The 17993-nt window shown below is 73.3% G+C and carries 15 protein-coding genes; 12 read left to right on the top strand and 3 right to left on the bottom strand.

The features are described 5' to 3' along the window. Positions 1-9 precede the first annotated feature (9 nt). From ACJ9NR_RS33920 to ACJ9NR_RS33910, 3 genes are all read left to right on the top strand, one after another. Positions 10-2613: a PA14 domain-containing protein gene (locus ACJ9NR_RS33920; RefSeq protein ID WP_412490849.1), complete on the top strand. Its 2604-nt coding sequence runs from the start codon at positions 10-12 to the stop codon at positions 2611-2613. A gap of 325 nt (positions 2614-2938) precedes the next feature. Next, a complete protein-coding gene (locus ACJ9NR_RS33915) occupies positions 2939-3607 on the top strand; it encodes a GntR family transcriptional regulator (RefSeq protein WP_412490850.1) in 669 nt (222 codons plus the stop codon). A 61-nt stretch (positions 3608-3668) separates the two neighbouring features. Continuing rightward, positions 3669-4376: an HpcH/HpaI aldolase family protein gene (locus ACJ9NR_RS33910; protein ID WP_412490851.1), complete on the top strand. Its 708-nt coding sequence runs from the start codon at positions 3669-3671 to the stop codon at positions 4374-4376. Positions 4377-4649: 273 nt separating this feature from the next. On the opposite strand, the gene ACJ9NR_RS33905 is transcribed toward ACJ9NR_RS33910, so the two are convergent. After that, positions 4650-5600: a GNAT family N-acetyltransferase gene (locus tag ACJ9NR_RS33905; protein ID WP_412490852.1), complete on the bottom strand. Its 951-nt coding sequence runs from the start codon at positions 5598-5600 to the stop codon at positions 4650-4652. A gap of 320 nt (positions 5601-5920) precedes the next feature. Here ACJ9NR_RS33905 and ACJ9NR_RS33900 point away from each other — a divergent pair, with 320 nt between their 5' ends. From ACJ9NR_RS33900 to ACJ9NR_RS33860, 9 genes are all read left to right on the top strand, one after another. Next, entirely contained in the window at positions 5921-6538 is a 618-nt protein-coding gene (locus ACJ9NR_RS33900; protein ID WP_412490853.1) for an acyltransferase, read from the top strand. A gap of 278 nt (positions 6539-6816) precedes the next feature. Next, the gene (locus tag ACJ9NR_RS33895) at positions 6817-7983 is read left to right on the top strand and encodes a hypothetical protein (RefSeq protein WP_412490854.1); all 1167 of its coding nucleotides are present in this window, start codon (positions 6817-6819) and stop codon (positions 7981-7983) included. Continuing rightward, positions 7980-8750 carry a WecB/TagA/CpsF family glycosyltransferase gene (locus ACJ9NR_RS33890; protein WP_412490855.1) on the top strand — a complete coding sequence of 257 codons (771 nt, stop codon included), beginning with the start codon at positions 7980-7982 and terminating at the stop codon, positions 8748-8750. The genes ACJ9NR_RS33895 and ACJ9NR_RS33890 overlap by 4 nt, the downstream gene beginning before the upstream one ends. Continuing rightward, positions 8750-10009, top strand: coding sequence for a nucleotide sugar dehydrogenase (locus ACJ9NR_RS33885; RefSeq protein WP_412490856.1), 1260 nt, complete (start codon positions 8750-8752; stop codon positions 10007-10009). Before ACJ9NR_RS33890 ends, ACJ9NR_RS33885 begins: the two co-directional genes overlap by 1 nt. 4 nt (positions 10010-10013) lie before the next feature. After that, positions 10014-11243 carry a non-hydrolyzing UDP-N-acetylglucosamine 2-epimerase gene (gene wecB, locus ACJ9NR_RS33880; protein ID WP_412490857.1) on the top strand — a complete coding sequence of 410 codons (1230 nt, stop codon included), beginning with the start codon at positions 10014-10016 and terminating at the stop codon, positions 11241-11243. 51 nt (positions 11244-11294) lie between these two features. Then, complete coding sequence (locus ACJ9NR_RS33875) at positions 11295-12155, top strand: YveK family protein (RefSeq protein WP_412490858.1); 861 nt, start codon at positions 11295-11297, stop codon at positions 12153-12155. Continuing rightward, complete coding sequence (locus ACJ9NR_RS33870; RefSeq protein WP_412490859.1) at positions 12118-13692, top strand: oligosaccharide flippase family protein; 1575 nt, start codon at positions 12118-12120, stop codon at positions 13690-13692. Before ACJ9NR_RS33875 ends, ACJ9NR_RS33870 begins: the two co-directional genes overlap by 38 nt. After that, positions 13689-14735, top strand: a complete 1047-nt coding sequence (locus ACJ9NR_RS33865) for a hypothetical protein (RefSeq protein ID WP_412490860.1) — start codon at positions 13689-13691, stop codon at positions 14733-14735. Before ACJ9NR_RS33870 ends, ACJ9NR_RS33865 begins: the two co-directional genes overlap by 4 nt. Positions 14736-14746: 11 nt before the next feature. Continuing rightward, complete coding sequence (locus ACJ9NR_RS33860; RefSeq protein ID WP_412490861.1) at positions 14747-15532, top strand: glycosyltransferase family 2 protein; 786 nt, start codon at positions 14747-14749, stop codon at positions 15530-15532. A gap of 279 nt (positions 15533-15811) precedes the next feature. Here ACJ9NR_RS33860 and ACJ9NR_RS33855 read toward each other — a convergent pair whose 3' ends face one another. Beyond that, positions 15812-17038, bottom strand: a complete 1227-nt coding sequence (locus ACJ9NR_RS33855; protein WP_412490862.1) for an ANTAR domain-containing protein — start codon at positions 17036-17038, stop codon at positions 15812-15814. A gap of 511 nt (positions 17039-17549) precedes the next feature. Beyond that, positions 17550-17951, bottom strand: coding sequence for an STAS domain-containing protein (locus ACJ9NR_RS33850; protein WP_412490863.1), 402 nt, complete (start codon positions 17949-17951; stop codon positions 17550-17552). Positions 17952-17993 lie beyond the last annotated feature (42 nt).

Here is a 17993-nt window from a genome sequence, read left to right as displayed (position 1 = left end):
GGAGGATTCGTGCGCATCAGACCCGTCCGTCAACGCCTCGCCCTGCTGCTCGCCGCGGCACTGGGCGCCGCGGGCCTCGCCGCGGCACCCGCCGCGACCGCGGCCGACGACCCCGTGGAGGTCCACGGCCTGAAGGGCGATTACTACACCCAGTCCGCCCCGGGCGCCTTCGACTTCGACCAGCTCAAAGCCACCGGCTTCGACCCGAACCTCGACTTCGACACCCTGGAGCCGCGTCTGAGCTTCGCCACCGGCCAGTCGGACGACGTCAGCGTCCGCTGGACCGGGAAGATCGTCCCGGAGAAGACCGGGCCCACCACCTTCTCGATCATCGGCGACAACGGCTTCCGGCTGTGGGTCGGCGGGAAGATGGTCATCGACCACTGGGTCGACGACTGGGACCGCGAACAGACCGGCGCCCCCGTGGACTTGACCGCGGGCAGGGCCTACGACATCAAGGTCGAGTACTTCGAGCACTACGGAGGCTCCAACCTCCATCTGCGCTGGACCCCGCCCGGCGGCACCAAGACCGCCGTCCCGCAGTCCGCCTTCCGCCTCCCCGACGGATGGGCCTACGACGGGGCCGTCTCGACCAGCGTCCTGGCCAGTGGCCGCACCCTGAAACTCGACTTCGCGCAGCCGCTCGGCGCGCCGCCGTCCGGCATCGGCGGCCACTTCGACGCCGTGATCGGTGGCGCCACCTGGCCGCTGGGCGACGCGAAGCTGGATCCCGCCGACCCGCGTACGCTGCTGATCGCGCTGAAGGAGCCCGTCGTCGGCAACAAGACCGGCACCGCGCCCGGCCTCGCCGACGTCCGCTACGACGGCAAGGGCGGCCTGACCGGGACGGGCGGCAACGTTGTCAGCTCCTTCTGGAGCAGCGGCGCCAACAAGTCCACCTACGAGCTGCGCACCAGGTGGGCCGACGACGTCTCCGCGCGCAACGCCCATCCGGAGTACCCGCGCCCGCAGTTGACCCGGGGCGCCTGGCGGAACCTCAACGGCTCCTGGCAGTTCGCCGCCGCCACGGCGGGCGAGCGGCCTCCGGTGGGCCGGAACCTCGGCGAGAGGATCCTCGTCCCCTACCCCGTCGAGTCCCAGCTGTCGGGGATCGAACGGCACGAGGACCGCATGTGGTACCGGCGCACCTTCACCGTGCCGCGCGGCTGGAAGGTCGGCTCCGGCAAGCGGCTGCAACTGAACTTCGGCGCGGTCGACTGGAAGGCCCAGGTCTACGTCAACGGCACCGAGGTGGCCGAACACCAGGGCGGCTACGACAAGTTCAGCGCCGACATCACCGACGCGCTGAAGCCCGGCCGCACCCAGGAGCTGATCGTCGGCGTCTACGACCCCACCGACGCGGCGAACGGCGAGAACCCGCCGATCGGCAAGCAGCGCCTGGACCCCAGCGGGATCTGGTACACACCGACCTCGGGCATCTGGCAGACGGTGTGGATGGAGCCGGTCGCCGCCGACCACGTCGATCAGCTCAAGCTCACCCCCGACGTGGACGCCGGCACGCTCACCGTCGAGCCGCAGGGCGTGCGCGACAGGCTGCCGGTCACGGCGACGGCCTACGCCGGCCGGCACAAGGTGGCCACGGTCACCGGCCGCAGCGGCCGGCCCCTGACCCTGCACATCCGCGACCCGCACCTGTGGTCGCCCGACCACCCCTACCTCTACGGCCTCAAGGTCAGGGTCGGGGCCGACCGCGTCGGCAGCTACTTCGGCATGCGCTCCATCAAGGTCGAGAAGATCGACGGCGTGCCGCGCACCGTCCTCAACGGCAAGCCGGTCTTCATGATGGCCACGCTCGACCAGGGGTTCTGGCCGGACGGCCTGTACACGGCCCCGACCGACGCGGCCCTCGCCTTCGACCTGAAGATGCACAAGCGCATGGGCTTCAACTCGGTGCGCAAGCACATCAAGGTCGAGCCCGACCGCTGGTTCTACTGGGCCGACCGGCTGGGACTGATGGTGTGGCAGGACATGCCGGCGATGACGGCCGGCGTGAACCCGTCCACCGCGGCCCGCGCCGAGTACGAGCGCGAGATGAAGCAGATGATCGACGAGCACATCAGCAGCCCGGCGGTCGTCATGTGGGTCACCTTCAACGAGGGATGGGGCCAGTACGACATGGCCCGCATCGCCGACCAGGCCAAGTCCTGGGACCCGACCCGGCTGGTCAACTCCATGTCCGGGCTGAATCTCGGGGCCGACGGCGGCACCGGCGACATCATGGACGAGCACGGCTATCCCAGCCCCGCCCTGCCACCGCATCCCGACGGCCGGCGCGCCCTGGTCAGCGGCGAGTACGGCGGTCTGGGGCTCGCGGTGCCCGGCCACGCCTGGTCGGTGCAGCAGTCGTACGTGGACGTCGACCCCTCGACCTACACCGACGACTACCTGGCCAAACTCGCCGAGGTCCACGCGCTGGCCTGCAAGGGCGGCAACGGCGCGGTCTACACCCAGATCTCGGACGTCGAGGGCGAGCTCAACGGCCTGATGACGTACGACCGCAAGGTGGTCAAGCCCGACGTCGAACGGCTCAGGAAGGCCCAGCGGGCGCTGATCTCCGACGCCTCACGGGCCACTCCGGCCGGGTGCGCCTGACACCCGCCCGGACTCGGCGCACGCCTCCCCGCGCCGCGCCGAGCGTCCTGCGCTGACCCAGGAGGAAGGTGCGGTCCGCCCGTCCGCGCGACGGGCGGACCGCACCGCGGCCGGTCGGGAGGCGAAGACCCGCGAGTCCTCGGCGAACGCCTTGGGCCCGGCGTCGCCGGCCGGACCGCGCGGCGACACCGTGCACCCCGGTGCCGGGGACGAGGGTTCCTCGGTCCCGGGGGTCCCGGGCGGCACGCTCGGCGATGCCGACATCGAGAACGAGTCACATGACGAGTCACACGGTGACTCGGCGCCCATCCAGGAGGTGCAGGCGATGAACGAACGGCGTCGAGTGACCCCGGCCCGGCGCCGGGGCCTGGCCGACGAGGTCGCCGACCGCATCCGGGAGGCCGTCTTCGACGGGACCTACGCCCCCGGCGCGCAACTGCGCGAGGTGGAGCTGTCCGCCGACATGGACGTCAGCCGCGGCCCGGTGCGCGAAGCCCTTCGCCTGCTGGAACGGGAGGGCCTGGTGCACTGCGCCTGGCACCGCGGCACGACGGTGACCGCGCTGTCCGCCGACGACGTGGCCGAGTTGGACAGCCTGCGCGGTGCCCTGGAGGACCTGGCCGTCCGCGAGGTGGTCGCGCGCGCCTCGGACGAGGACCTCGCCTCCGTCGCGAAGACGGCCGGCCTGATGGAACGGGCGGGCGACGCGCACGAGATGGTGCGCTACGACATCGCCTTCCACGACGCGGTGTTCGCCGCCGCGGGCCACCGGCGCCTGGCCGACGCGTGGGACGGCGTCCGCTGCCAGGTGCACCTGTTCCTGCTGACCCGGATCGGGCGCGGCACCCGGGGCCGGCTCGACCGCGTCCCGGGTGAGCACCGGGAACTCCTCGCCGCGCTCCGCGCCCGCGACACCGGCGCCGCGCTCGCGCTCTTCGCCGCCCACCGGCGCCTCGCCGCCGACGCCGCCTCCGGTGCCGGGCGATCGAGTTGAGCGGCGTGCGGCAGAATCCGGGGGCAAGCACGGCACACGAGGAGACATCAACGTGACCCGAATGACGACGTGGACCCCGGCCTCGGGCACCGGAGTGTGGTCGCTCCTGGGCGCCGCCGCGGCGGAGGCCGTCAGCCACGGCAGCCCCGGGTGGATCGGCCTCGACGCCCAGCACGGCTTCTACGACGACCGGTCGATGCGCGACGCGCTGCACGTCGTCCCCGAGGTCGACACGCTGGTGCGGGTGTGCTCGCTCGACCCCGGCGAGATCGGCCGGGCGCTCGACGCCGGGGCCCGCGGGGTCATCGTCCCCATGATCGAGAGCGCCGGGGCGGCCGCCCGTGCGGCAGCCGCCGTGCGCTACCCGCCCGTGGGCAACCGCAGCTGGGGACCCTTCGCCCCGTACTGGGGCCGGACGGAGATCGGGGCCGAGGAGGCCAACCGCCGGGCGGTCTGCGGCGCCATGGTCGAGACGCGCACCGGACTCGACCACGTCGAGGAGATCGCCGCGACGCCCGGAGTCGACATGATCTTCGTCGGGCCCTACGACCTCGCCCTGTCCCTCGGCGTCGCGCTCGACGAACTCCTCGCGGGTGACAAGGGAGAGCTGCGGGCGATCGTGTCCGCGTGCCGGGCGAACGACGTCATCCCCGGCGTCTACGCGGGCAGCCCCGCGCGGGCCCGGCACCTGGCCGGCCTGGGGTTCGAGGTGCTGGCGGCCCGGACGGACCGGGATCTGCTGGTCGACGGGGTCGCGGCCCTGCGTTAGCTCCCCGTGCCGGCGCCCGGCGGGGGTGCGGCGGCCGCCCGCAGGCGCCGCACCTCACCCGTGCGGCGACCGGTACGCCGCCACCGCCCCCGGGCGCAGGGCGACGCTCCCCGTGCCGATCAGGCTGCGGACATCCGGGAACCGGGCCCCGACCGCCGGGCACGAGTTCGCTCGCGCGCGGGACCAGCAGGCGGGTGACGGCCTCGGCCCCGCACAGCCCGGCACACCCCTTGGGAAGTGCTGCCGCCCCGCGGCGGACGTCACCCGGTCCGCTCAGCGGTCCGCGGGTCTGATGAGCGGCACGTCCCGCGTGAACGCGCGGAATCCGACGCCGTAGTACAGCCCGCGCGCCTCCGGTCGCCCCGGCGCGCCCAGGCAGACGACCGTCATGTGACGGGCCCCGGCCGCCCGCGCCAGGTGCATCCCGTGCAGCAGCATCGCCGTGGCGAGGCCGCGCCGGCGGTGGCCGGGGTGCGTTCCGACCGGTTCGAACTGGGCGGTCGCGTTCGCCTCGTCGAGCCACATGATCGTCGACGCGGCCATCGTCCCGTCCGGGGCCTCGACCAGGACGTGCAGGTCGCCGCGGTACGGCGGGGTCCGCCGGACGCCCTCGTAGCCCTCGAGCGTGTAGGACGTGGGCGACCAGGCGTCCACGTGGGCCCGGACCGCGGCCCGCGGTCCTGTCTCGTCGGCGGTACGGAAGCGGAATCCGGGCGGCAGCACCGGCCGTTCCACGTGATCGAGGTCCCGGACGTTGAGCTGGGTCCAGGAGCCGCTGTCGCCGAGCGAGTCCGGATCGGTGCGGTAGCCGTGCGCCGCCCAGCGCTGAAGTGCCGGTTCGTCGGCGGCCTGCGGTATCACCGCGCGTTCGGTGCCGGCCGCCACGCCGTCGTACCAGTCGATCACCTCGTCCACCAGCGGGGCGTGGGCGGGATGGACCTGGTAGGTCAGGCAGGCTCCGGTGACGTCCTTCACCGACCCGTCGTCGCGCCTCACCCGGCGCGGCAGGAAGGCCCACCCCCACGCCACCAACTCGCCGCCGGAGAACCACAGTCGGCGTCGCCAGCTCTCTCCGGCGCTCGCGTTGCCCCTGCCCCAGATCCAGGCCAGCTCGCCGACCGACGCGTCGCTGTTGACCAGGTCGGGACGGAGGGCCGTGACCCGTCGCGCCAGGTCCTGCATCAGCCGTACGTCCGCCGCGGTCAGGAGCTCGGAGTCATCCATGGTGCGTCACTGTGCCAGGGCCCCCCGATGCCGTCGAACCGGTTTCCGGGGTGTGGAAGGCACCGCAGGACCCCGGCTGCCTGAGGTGGCCGAGATCAGCCCCAGCCGTGCGGAATCCTTTCACCGGTGCGTGCGGCGAACGTATGGTGATCTCGTGAAGGCACCCCCGCCGTCCGGCGGCTCGGGCATCCGTTCGCGCCCCACGGGTCACGGCCACCCCGAGGCCGTACGGGCGATCGCCGCCTTCCGCCTCCCGTCGGCCGCGGCGGAATGCGGATCCCGTCGTGAACGCCCGGAACCCAGCAGAAAGGTTCAGCCCGGTGAGCTCGAGTATTCAGCCGACCGCCCAGGTGGACGCGACGGCCGTGATCGGTGACGGGACGGCGGTGTGGGATCTGGCCCAGATCCGGGAGGACGCCCGGCTGGGCAGCGGGTGCATCGTGGGCCGGGGGGCGTACGTCGGCCCCGGTGTCCGCATCGGAGACAACGTCAAACTGCAGAACTACGCGCTGGTCTACGAGCCCGCGGTGCTCGGGGACGGGGTGTTCGTCGGCCCGGCCGCGGTCTTCACCAACGATTACTTCCCGCGCTCGGTCGACCCCGAGGGCAGGCTGAAGCGCGGCGGCGACTGGGACGCGGTGGCCGTGGTCGTGGCCGAGGGGGCGTCGGTGGGGGCCCGTTCGGTGTGCGTGGCGCCGGTGCACATCGGCCGCTGGGCGCTGGTCGCGGCGGGCGCCGTGGTGACCCGGGACGTGCCGGACTTCGCGCTCGTGGCCGGTGTCCCGGCGCGGCGCATCGGCTGGGTCGGGCGGGCCGGCGTCCGGCTGACCGAGCGCGACGGCGAGCCGGGGGTGTGGGAGTGCCCCGAGACGGGCGCGCTGTACGAGGAGAAGGGCCACGAGGACGGCGAGAGCGGCGGACTCGTCGAGCGTGCGTGACGGCCGGTTTCTCCCAAACCGCAAATCTTCGAACATCTACCGGCATAACATGTGTGCGAAGTGTGCAGAGCAAGCACAATGAGCGCACTGAACCGGTAGTGCCCAGGGGGGTTACAGGGGTGGGGACACCTGTGTCTGAAATCAGGGGCGACCACGCTCCACCGCACCACATCTGACGGCTGCGACGTCCGACGTCCGCCTCGCGCCGCGTCACCATCCGCTCCGCGGCGATCACCACGTCTGTTCACAGGACCCAGGGGGGTTGGTGTGTCCACACGATGACCACCACACGTCTGGCGGCACTCGGTCATGAGGAACCGCCGCTTCTCGCGCTCGCCCAACGACTCCTCAAGGTCGCGGAGTCGGGGCTTCCATCCATGCTGCTGCCCGGCAGCGAGGCCTTCGTCTTCACCATGGCCGGGCGGCAGCTCCCGGACGGTTCCTGGACCTTGGAGCGGCGCGGGACCAGCGCCCGCTACGGGGCCATCACCGTGCTCGGGGTCCGCTTCCTGCCGGAGGAGCGCCAGCGCGCGGCGCTCGGCGGGCGCACGGCCCAGGAGTTCGCGGGCCTGCTGGTGGAGTCGCTGCCCGCGGTGACCAACCTCGGCGACGCGGCGCTCATCGCCTGGGCCGCCGCCGAGACCGACCATCCCAAACTCTCCGACGCCCTCGCGCGGGTCCACGCGCTGGACGAGGAGGGCCGGCCGCAGTACACCGTCGAGGCGGCGTGGGTGCTGTCCGCCCTCGCGGCCGCCCGCGAGGCGGTCGACGTGGAGGACCGCTTCACCGCGGCCCGCGACCGGCTGCTGCGCGCCCGCGTCGGCGACAGCCCGCTCTTCCCGCACGCCACCGGCCCCGGCCTGGTGTCCCGGTACCGGTCCCACATCAGCTGCTTCGCCGACCAGACCTACCCGTTGCAGGCCCTGGCGCGCGCCCACGCGAGCGCCGACCAGGGCGACGCGGAGGCACTGGCCGCCGCCGATGCCTGTGCGGCACGCATCTGCGAGCTGCAGGGCGAGGGCGGGCAGTGGTGGTGGCACTACGACGCGCGCACCGGCGGCGTCGTGGAGGGCTACCCCGTCTACAGCGTCCACCAGCACGCGATGGCCCCGACCGCCCTGTTCGACCTCGCGGACGCGGGCGGCACCGACTTCGGCGCCGCGATCCGCAAGGGCCTGCGCTGGATGACGGAGGTACCCGAACTGGCGGGCTCCGACCACCGGGAGCCGCTGATCCTCGACGAGCTCGGCGCCACCTGGCGCAAGGTCCACCGGGGGGACCCGAAGAAGGCCGTGCGCGCCGCCCGCGGCCTGTCCACCCGCGTCGCGCCCGGCCTGCGGCTGAGGGCCCTGGACCGGATGTACCGCCCCCTCTCGGTGGACCGCGAGTGCCGGCCCTACGAGTTCGGCTGGATGCTCCACGCCTGGCAGGGGGGCCGGATATGACGCCGCGTCAGCAGTTGTTCGGGGTCGAGCTGGACCCTCTGACCATGGACCAGACCGTCGAGCGCTGCCTCGAGGCGGTGCGGGAGGGACGGCAGCTGGAGATCGGTGTGGTCAACGCCGCGAAGCTGGTGAACATGCGGCGCGACGACCGTCTCGCCAGGGCCGTCTCGGGCTGCGACCTCGTCCTCGCCGACGGCCAGGCCGTGGTGTGGGCGGGGCGGATCCTGCGCGCCCCGCTGCCCGAACGGGTGGCCGGCATCGACCTGTTCCTGCGCCTGCTGGCCGAGGCGGAGACCGCCGGCGTCCCGGTGTACTTCCTCGGCGCCCGGCAGGAGGTGCTGGAGCGGATGCTGCTGAAGGTGGCCGACCGCTTCCCCGCGCTGAAGGTGGCCGGCAGCCGCAACGGCTACTTCGACGACTCCGAGCAGAGGGAGATCGCCGACGGCATCGCGCGGAGCGGCGCCCAGATGCTCTTCCTTGGCATGACCTCGCCGAAGAAGGAGATCTTCACCGCCGCCTACGGCAGCCGCACCGGCGCCCGTGTGGTGCACGGGGTCGGCGGCTCCTTCGACATCCTGGCCGGGGTCACCAAGCGGGCCCCCGCCTCCTGGCAGCGGTGGGGCATGGAGTGGCTCTACCGCGCGCTGCAGGAGCCGCGCCGGCTGGGCCGGCGCTATCTGACCACCAATGCCTCCTTCCTCCTCATGACGGCGCGCGAGCTGTTCCGGCTCTCCCCGTCGGCCGCTCCCGCGAACAGGAGTCACTGATGCGTGTCGTCGTCGTGGGACAGGGTTACGTGGGCCTCCCGCTGGCCATCCGGGCCGCCGAGGTCGGACACGAGGTGGTCGGCTACGACGTCGACACCCGGCGGATCAAGAGCCTGGCCGCCGGTGAGTCCTTCGTCGAGGACGTCTCCTCCGAGCGGGTCCGGGCGGCACTGGACAACGGCACCTACCGCGCGAGCGACGCGGCCCGCGACTGCGGCGGATTCGACGTCGCGGTCGTGACCGTGCCGACCCCGCTGCACGAGGGCATGCCGGACCTGCGCTACATCAGGGAATCGGCCGTCACCCTCGCCCGCTACCTGCGCCCCGGTGCCACGGTCGTCCTGGAGTCGACCACCTACCCCGGCACCACCCAGGAGATGTTCGGCCCGATCCTGGAGGAGGGCTCGGGCCTGGCCGCGGGTGCCGACTTCCACCTCGGCTACAGCCCCGAGCGGATCGACCCCGGCAATGCCGTATGGGGTTTCAAGGAGACCCCCAAGGTCGTCTCCGGCGTCAACGAGGCGTCCCTGAAGGCGGTCGAGGGCTTCTACGGCCAACTCGTCGACACCACCGTGCCGGTGGGCTCGCCGAAGGAGGCAGAGCTGGCCAAGCTGCTGGAGAACACCTTCCGGCACGTGAACATCGCGCTGGTCAACGAGGTCGCGATGTTCGCCCACCACCTGGACATCGACATCTGGCAGGCCATCGACGCGGCCTCCACCAAGCCCTTCGGGTTCATGCGGTTCACACCCGGGCCGGGTGTCGGCGGCCACTGCCTGCCGATCGACCCCTCGTACCTGTCCTGGCGGGTGCAGCGCGAACTCGGCCAGAGCTTCCGGTTCGTGGAGCTGGCCAACGACATCAACAACCACATGCCCGAGTACGTCACACGCCGCATCACCGACCTGTTCAACGCCAGACGCCGCTCCGTCAACGGCTCGCGGATCCTGCTGCTGGGCCTGGCGTACAAGAAGAACACCGGCGACGCCCGCGAGTCGCCGGCCCTGCGCATCTCCCAGCTGCTGCTCGACATGGGCGCCCAGGTCAGGGCCGCGGATCCGCACGTCGTCGAGGGCCTGCCGGCGGACACCCGGCTGGTGCGGGTCGAGCCGACGCCGCGGGAGCTGGCGGACGCGGACGTCGTGGTGCTGCTGACCGACCACGACGGCTTCGACTACGAACTCGTCGCCGAACACGCGCCCTTCGTCCTGGACTGCCGCCGGCGGCTCCCGGCCGGGCCCACGATCGAGGTGCTCTGAATCCATGCCGCGCATCGTCTGCGTCGCCGGCGCACGCCCCAACTACATGAAGATCAAACCGGTGATGGACGCCCTGGAGGCCCGGGGCGCCGAGGTCCTCCTCGTCCACACCGGCCAGCACTACGACCCGGCCATGAACGACGTGTTCTTCGCCGACCTCGGCATCCGACCGCCCGACCGCCGGCTCGGGGTCGGCTCGGGCAGCCACGCCGAGCAGACCGGGCGCGTGATGACCGCGTTCGAGCCGCTCCTCGAGGAGGTGTCCCCCGACATCGTCGTCGTGGTCGGCGACATCAACTCCACGCTCGCCTGCGCCCTGGTCACCGCCAAGGCCGGACCGCTGCTCGCCCACGTCGAGGCCGGCCTGCGCAGCCGCGACTGGAGCATGCCGGAGGAGATCAACCGGGTCGCCACCGACCGCGTCGCCGACTACCTGCTGGCCCCCTCCCCCGACGCCGTGGACAACCTGCGCGCCGAGGGCTACCGGGAGGACCAGGTCCACCTCGTCGGCAACGTCATGATCGACACCCTGCTGGCCAACCTGGAACGGGCCCGCGCCTCGGACGTACTCGGCCGACTCGGCCTGTCCAAGGGCGAGTTCGGCCTGGTCACCCTGCACCGCCCGGCCAACGTCGACGACCCCGCGGTCCTCGCCGGGCTCCTGAAGGCGCTGGGTGAGATCGCGGGCCGCTGCCCGCTCGTGCTGCCCGTGCACCCGCGGGCGGCCGGGAAGCTGGCCGACATCGGCGTGCCGGGAGGCATCCGGCTCGTGCCGCCCGCCGGGTACCTGGACTTCATCGCGCTGCAGGACGCCGCCCGCGTCGTCCTCACCGACTCCGGCGGCGTACAGGAGGAGACGACCGCGCTGGGCGTGCCCTGCGTGACCCTGCGGGACAACACCGAGCGCCCGGTCACCGTCGAGGAGGGCACCAACGTGCTGGCCGGACGGGACCCGGAGCGCGTCGTGGCCACCGTGAACCGGGTGCTGGACGCTCCGCCCGCGCCGCGCCGGCCCGCGTTGTGGGACGGCCGGGCCGGCGACCGCATCGCCGGCGTACTGCTGGAAGGGGGCGGCGCGGCCACGCGCCCGCGGCCGACCGACCTGCCGGCACCGGCCGGCCCGCCGCCGTCGACCGGACGGCCGGGCCCCGCCGGCCACGAGCCGCCCGTCGAGTCACCGGTCGAGTCACCCGTCGACCGGACGAGACCCACGGACCGAACGTTCCCCATATGATCCGCTTGCAACATATGCTCGTCGAACGTCTGGTCGCTAGGGGGGACCACCATGGATCTCGCTGAGATCTTCCGGGTGATGCGCAGGCGCTGGTACGTCCTGCTGCCCGGGCTTGTGCTGACCGCCGGCCTGATCGCCGGCGTGCTCACCACGGTCCCGGTCACCTACCAGTCGCAGAGCACGGTGGTCCTGCTCAACTCCCAGAAGGCCACCACGGCCTACGACGGCAACCCCTTCCTCAGCACCCAGACCTCGCTGACGGGCATGGCCGACAGCCTGGCGCGCAACCTCAACTCCGACGACTCGCTGCGCGACCTCAAGGCCCGTGGCGCCAGGGGCACGTTCGACGCCAAGCTCGCGGACAACGCGCAGGGCCCGCTGATGTGGCTCACCGTCACCGGCACCGACAAGGCCGCCGTCCTCGCCTCGGACAAGATCCTGACGTCGTACGCCAAGGACCGGCTGTATCAGTTCCAGAAGGAGCAGAAGGTCGCCTCCAGGGCCATGATCCGCATGACGACGATCGTGCCGCCCCAGAACCCGGTGGCACAGACCAAGACGCGGCTCGAATACACGGTCATGGCCGGAGGTCTGGGCCTGGTGCTGAGCCTGGTCGCCGTCTTCTACGTGGAGGCGCGCCGGCGGCCGCGCACACCGGCCGCGCCGGAGGAGGCCGTACCGCCCGGGGGACCCGGGGAGCCGGTCACCGCCGCCGGATCGGCGACCGGGGAGCCGGTCGCGGAGCAGACGATCGCCCTCAGGCGTCCGCCCGCCTGGTCGCGCACCGCCGGGAACCGGGGGTCCGCACAGCCGGGGTCCGGGCGGTCCGCCACGGCCGTGGCGCCCGCCGAGCCGCTCGACGAGGAGTCGACTCATGGACAGCGTCCGCACACCCGGCAGCGAGAGATCTGAGGCGGGCGGGGCGTCTGCGACGGCATCCGCGGCGCACGCGGACCCCGCGGAGAGCCGGCCTTCCCCGGCCGGCGGACCCGCTGAGCCGGCCGGCGGCGCCCCCGCCGACGGCTCCCTCGGGAGCAAGGTCCGTTCGGCGGCCCGCTGGAGCCTGATCAACACCGTGGTCATGCGGCTGGGCAACTTCGCCACCGGCATCCTGCTGGCGCGCTTCGCCCTGGGACCGGCCGAGTGGGGTGTCTACGGCATCGCCCAGACCGTGCTGCTGGTCCTGCTCTCGGCGAACGAACTGGGCGTCAGCCTGGCCATCGTCCGCTGGGAGGGCGATCCGCGCCGGTTCGCGCCGACCGTACTGACCCTGGCGACCGCCACCAGCGGCCTCCTCTACGTCGCGCTGTTCGCCTCGGCGCCGGCGGTGGCCGGGCTGCTCGACTCGCCCCACGCCACGGGCGTGCTGCGGGTCATGTGCCTGTGCCTGGTGATCGACGGGATCGCGCAGGTGCCCGCGGGCTTCCTCACCCGGGAGTTCGCGCAGGGCAGGCGGATGGCCATCGACGCGCTCAACTTCGTCCTCAGTACCGCCGTGACGCTGCTGCTGGCCTTCGCCGGCTGGGGCGCGATGAGCTTCGCCTGGGGCGCCGTCGCGGGCAACGCCGCCGCGCTCGTCGGCTGCGCCCTCGCCGCCCCCGGCACCCTGCGCTTCGGCTGGGACCGCGAACAGGCCCGCGCACTGCTGCGGTTCGGGCTGCCGCTGGCCGGCGCGAGCCTGCTCGCGCTCGCGGTCGTCAACGTGGACACCATGGTCGTCGGCTCCACCCTCGGCGGCGTCGCCCTCGGCTTCTACGTCCTGGCGTTCAACATGTCCGGCTGGCCGGTCCGGGTCATCTCCGAGGCGGCCCGGCGTGTCTCGTTCGCCGGCTTCTCCCGCCTCGCCGACTCCCCGCGGGCCCTCGCCGAGGGCTTCAGCCGGGCCCTCGGGGTGCTGGTCACCGGCACCGTGCCGCTGTGCGTCCTGCTCGGCGGCCTCGCCGGCCCCGTCGTGCAGCTCGTCTACGGCGACACGTGGCTGCCCGCCGCCCACGCCCTGCCCTGGCTGATGGTCCTGGGCCTGATCCGCATCGGCTGCGAACTCGCCTACGACTGCCTGGTCGCCACCGGACAGCGCCGCTCCCTCGTCCTGGTCCAGGGGCTGTGGGTCGTCGCCCTGGTCCCCGTCCTGATCGCCGGTGCCCGGGTGGGCGGCATCGTCGGCGTCTCCCAGGGCCATGTCCTGGTCGGCGCCGTGCTGGTCGTGCCGGTGTTCCTGCACGCCCTCGGCCGGGCCGGGATCGGCCTCGCCCACATCGCCAGGGCCTGTGCCCGGCCCTTCCTCGGGGGAATCGTGATGACCCTGGTGCTCCTCGCCGCGAAACGGCTGCTCGGCGACGGTGTCCCCGCGCTGTTCGCCATCGGCACGCTCGCGTCGGCCGGTTACGCGGTGTGCGTCCTGCCCGGCCTCCGCCGCCTGCGCGGCGCCCGGACCCCGGAGGCGGTGTGACACGCCTCGGACGCCTGCTCGCCGGCCTGGCCCTGGTGCTGCTGACCGCCGGCTGCTCCGGGGCCGCCGGCCCCTCCCCGCTCCCGCACCCGCCGAGCACCCATGACCGGCCGCCCGCCGCGGAGACCTCCGGCGCCGCCCCTTCCGCGCCGGCCTCACCCGGTGCGAGCCCCCGCGGCTCGGCTTCCGCCGCCTCACCCGGTGCGAAGCCCTCGGCCCGCTCCACCGCCGTGACGTCCCTGGAAGCCGGGTTCCCCGACGCCCGCACCACCGGCCCACGGACCCGCCTCGAGCCGCACGCCACGGGCAACATGAGCGTCCGGACCGACGGCATGGTCATCAAGGGCTGGGACATCACCGGGTCGCTGGACGTCTACGCCGACGACGTCACCATCATCGACTCCAGGATCACCTCCGCCAACTGGTGGGGTGTCAACCTGCGCCCCGGCCACCACGGTCTGCGCATCCTGCACACCACCATCACCGCCGTGCCCGGCAAGGGTCCCGACAACGGCGGCGTGGACTACGCCGTCTCCAACATGGGCGCCGGCTCCATCGAGGTGGGCTGGTGCGACATCTCCGTCTTCGGCAACGCCCTGTCCATGGGCCAGGGCGACATCCACGACAACTACGTCCACGGCCTCGTCCCCTTCCGCAACGCCGGCGGCGAATGGCAGCACACCGACGCCGTGATCAGCGGCGGCGGCAACACCGGCAAGCTGGTCATCCGCCACAACACACTGCTCAACCCGGTCGGCGTCGACCGGGGAGCGTCCGCGAGCATCGGCCTGTTCGCCGACACCGGCCACGTCTCCAACACCGTCATCGACGGCAACCTGCTGGCGGGCGGCGCGTACGCCCTCTACGGAGGCGGTGACGGGGCCGGCGGGATCACGGTCACGGACAACGTCTTCTCCACGCGCTACCACCCCAACTCCGGCGTCTACGGCTCCGTCACGGCCTGGAACCCCGGTCCCGGCAACGTCTGGCGCGGCAACCGCTACGCCGACGGCACCCCGGTCACCCCCGAGCCGGCCGGCTGAGGAGGAGGGTCATGAGACGCCTCGCCCGCGCCCCCTGGGAACTCCTCAAGCACGCCTTCGGCTGGCTGGTGCTGTTCGAACTGCGCAACAAGGTCCTGCTCGCGCCCGCCGCGCTGAGGCTGCGCCGCCTCGAAGCGGCCGAGGCCCGCCGCCTCGCGGCCGTGACCGCGGCCGCTCCCCCTGCCCTCGTCGCGACGGTCATCGCCACGCACCGCCGTCCCGGGGAAGTGCGGGCGGCGGTGCGCTCCGCCCTGGCCCAGACGGTCCGCGACCAGGTCGTCATCGTCGTGGACGACGGCGCCGGCCTGCCCGGTCTCCCGGACGACCCACGCCTGTTCGCCGTCTCGCTGTCGCGCAACACCGGCGTGGCCGGAGTCGTACGGAACGTGGGCATCCGCCTGACCCGCTCCCGGTACGTGGCCTTCCTCGACGACGACAACCTGTGGGAACCCGACCACCTGGAACGGGCGCTGGCGGTCCTGGACGCTCCCGGCGGACCCGACGGCGTCTACACGGCCCTGCGCCGGGTCCTGCCGGACGGCACCGAGCACGACACCCTCTCCGTGCCGTTCGACCGCCACCGGGCCGCACGCGAGTCCTTCCTGGACACCAACGCGTTCGTCGCGCGCCGCGACAGCGCCCTGCGCTTCAGCCGGCTGCGCCGCACACCGAAGGTGCTTCCGCGCGAGGACTGGGAGCTGATCTACCGCTACAGCCGCGGCCACACGCTGCGCCACGTGCCGCACGCCACCGTGCGGTACCTGGTCAACCCGGCGAGTTTCTACACGACCTGGTGAGGCCGGGCGCGGCCGCGCCCGGAACCAGTGCGGCCAGTGCGGGGCACGCCCGGCGCGGAACGGGACGTCGGCGAGGGGTGCGGCGCCCGGGTGGTGGGCGTGGGTGTGCCCGGCGCGCACGAGGCGGGCCGAGGCGCTCCGCGGTTCCCCGCCGTCCGGCCGGTGCCGGCCCGCCTCCACGGTCACGGGGCGCGGGGAGGGGTGCTCGGGCGGACCGGCCGGGTGCGGCGCCGGCCTCCGCCGCACCCGGCCGGTCCGCCCGTCTCCGGCCCATGAGGCTCAGGCGCGGTCGCCGGGGCCCGGCTCCGGCCGGTGGTGCTGGTGAAGGTATTCGAGGGCATCGAGGACCGTGGTGCGCCGGTACCAGGAGCGCCAGGCCGCGATGTCGGCCATGAGCGCGCCGAGCGCGTGCTGCCGCGGGCCCGTCAGCCAGGATCCCGGCTCGGCCCGGTGCAGCGTCACGGTGCCTGTGCAGCGCCCGTCGCCCGTGAGCAGCGGCATGCTGTGGACCGCGCGGCTGTCGGTCTCCAGCAGGGCCCGGCCCGCCGGGTGAGCCGACAGACCGGGGTCCGCGGCGACGTCGGGCACCGTGACGGGCGCCCGCTCGCGCTGTGCCCGGGCGCAGACGACGGGGGGTCCGGTGACCAGGGCGACCTGGTCCCAGTAGGCGGCGCCGAGTCCGCGGTGCTGTTCGAGGAAGAGGGCGTCGTCCTGTGCCGGGTCGGTGAGGTGCACTTCGCCCGCGTCCGCGCCGGAGAGGGCGATCGCCTCGTGCAGGGCCGCGGCGAGTACGTGCCCCCGGTCCCCGGCGTCACCGCCGTACGCGGACAGGAAGGCGATGTCGGGCCGTGCGGAGTGGGTGGTGCGTCCGGGGAACCACTGGTCGTGGCTCCTGGGCGGCGGGGCCGCGACGACAGCGGAGGCGACGACCCGCAACGGCACGTTGAACTGCTGGGAGGCGCTGCGGAGCAGGGCGAAGGCGGCGGCCGGCCCGGGCAGGCCGTACCGCGTCATGAGCATGCCCTGGGCCACCCCGATGAGGCCGGTGGTACGGGCCTTGGCCCGCAGGCCAAACACCTCGTCCCGGAGACTGTCGCCCTCGGCCGAGAGGTTCCCGAGCTGCCACGCGCCCAGCGAGCTCTGCGGGGCCGGCGGCCGGGGCAGGGAGGTCAGCGCGTCGACGAGCGTGTCGTGCAGGCGGACGCCCGGCGGGCGCGCGGACTCCAGCACTCCGCGGACCGCGGGCGGCGCCGCGATCACCAGTGCCGGCTCCTGGGTGAGGTGGTCGGTCGCGAGGCGGAGCGTGCGGCAGGCCGCGGCACCGAGCGACCGGACGCCGGCCATGTCCAGCACCAGCCGCTGCCCGCGTCGCGCGGCCCGGTCCAGGTGCCGCTTGAGCTCCTGGGCCAGCTGGGTGCAGACGTCGCTGTCCAGCCGGCCCGCCAGGCAGACCACTGTCACCTGGTCGGTGGTCGACAGCACCAACAACGGAGAACGGGTCGTCATCTTGCCTCGCTCCACGGTCCGGTCCGACGCGGGCGTCGTACGGGGGCACCGGTCCCGGGGGCACCGGACCGGCACGGCCGCTGCCTGACCGTAGGTACATCCTGCCTCCCGGCGGCACGGTGAGCGCGCGCGAGTGACCATGGTTGGACGCGATATACCCGGGGCAATACCGTCCGATTACCCGACGGCCGGCGGGCGGCGTCACCGCGACCGCCCGCCCGTCGGCCACGGCCTGCCGCCTCGTCCGCCGGCCACAGCATGAAGGAGGGGAACCGGGGTAGGCGGACCGGCGCGACCACCGCCGGAGTCGGCGCTGACGGTGGCCGTGGTGTGCGTGCGGCCCGCCCTTCCGGGGCCTCACGCGCAGGATGTCCTCGCGGCCGTCGAGTCCCCTCCTCGGACAGGGCCGCAGGACGAGCGCCGGAGCCCGGGGCTCCCGAGTTCCCGGGCTCCGGCCGCCGCCGGGGCGGCCGTCCCGTCCGGGGTGACGGGCGCGGGACCGGCACCCCGCTCACGAGACGACGGCGTCGTCCACCGTCTCCCGTGTCTGCAGGACCTCGTCGAGTCCGGTGAGTTCGAAGAGCCGCCGCAGCTGCCGGCGCGGCGCGGCCACGCGCAGGGTGGCCGCCCGGTGGGTGCGGATCAGCAGATTGAGCAGCGCCGAGTCCGCGAAGGCGATGCCGGAAGCGTCCAGGACCACCTTCGCACGCTCCCTCGCGGCGGTGTCCAGGGCGGCCGTCAGCGGCGTGATCGAGTGCGTGTCGTAGGAGCCGTGAGCCGCGACGACCCGGACGCCACGCCGTTCGTAGTGGATCACCGTGGTGTCCGGGGCGTGCTCGCCGGCCCGGCCCGGGCGGCACTCCTCCTCGGTGCTGCTCCCGACCCTCGGCATGACGGCCTCATCCCAGGACACCCTCAGGCTCCTTCCGTGGCTCTTCCTCGCGAAGCATGTCAG

The organism is Streptomyces sediminimaris, from assembly GCF_047049295.1.
Taxonomy (GTDB): Bacteria; Actinomycetota; Actinomycetes; order Streptomycetales; family Streptomycetaceae; genus Streptomyces; species Streptomyces sediminimaris.
Note: the sequence above shows the minus strand (reverse complement) of the source record. Positions and strands in the feature narration are given on the sequence as shown.

Bases quoted from the DNA above. Each gene is read 5' to 3' on its own strand.
- ACJ9NR_RS33915 (WP_412490850.1), top strand. From the start codon at position 2,939: ATGAACGAACGGCGTCGAGTGACCCCGGCCCGGCGCCGGGGCCTGGCC.
- ACJ9NR_RS33910 (WP_412490851.1), top strand. From the start codon at position 3,669: ATGACGACGTGGACCCCGGCCTCGGGCACCGGAGTGTGGTCGCTCCTG.
- ACJ9NR_RS33905 (WP_412490852.1), bottom strand. From the start codon at position 5,600: ATGGATGACTCCGAGCTCCTGACCGCGGCGGACGTACGGCTGATGCAG.
- ACJ9NR_RS33895 (WP_412490854.1), top strand. From the start codon at position 6,817: ATGACCACCACACGTCTGGCGGCACTCGGTCATGAGGAACCGCCGCTT.
- ACJ9NR_RS33890 (WP_412490855.1), top strand. From the start codon at position 7,980: ATGACGCCGCGTCAGCAGTTGTTCGGGGTCGAGCTGGACCCTCTGACC.
- ACJ9NR_RS33885 (WP_412490856.1), top strand. From the start codon at position 8,750: ATGCGTGTCGTCGTCGTGGGACAGGGTTACGTGGGCCTCCCGCTGGCC.
- wecB (WP_412490857.1), top strand. From the start codon at position 10,014: ATGCCGCGCATCGTCTGCGTCGCCGGCGCACGCCCCAACTACATGAAG.
- ACJ9NR_RS33875 (WP_412490858.1), top strand. From the start codon at position 11,295: ATGGATCTCGCTGAGATCTTCCGGGTGATGCGCAGGCGCTGGTACGTC.
- ACJ9NR_RS33870 (WP_412490859.1), top strand. From the start codon at position 12,118: ATGGACAGCGTCCGCACACCCGGCAGCGAGAGATCTGAGGCGGGCGGG.
- ACJ9NR_RS33860 (WP_412490861.1), top strand. From the start codon at position 14,747: ATGAGACGCCTCGCCCGCGCCCCCTGGGAACTCCTCAAGCACGCCTTC.
- ACJ9NR_RS33855 (WP_412490862.1), bottom strand. From the start codon at position 17,038: ATGACGACCCGTTCTCCGTTGTTGGTGCTGTCGACCACCGACCAGGTG.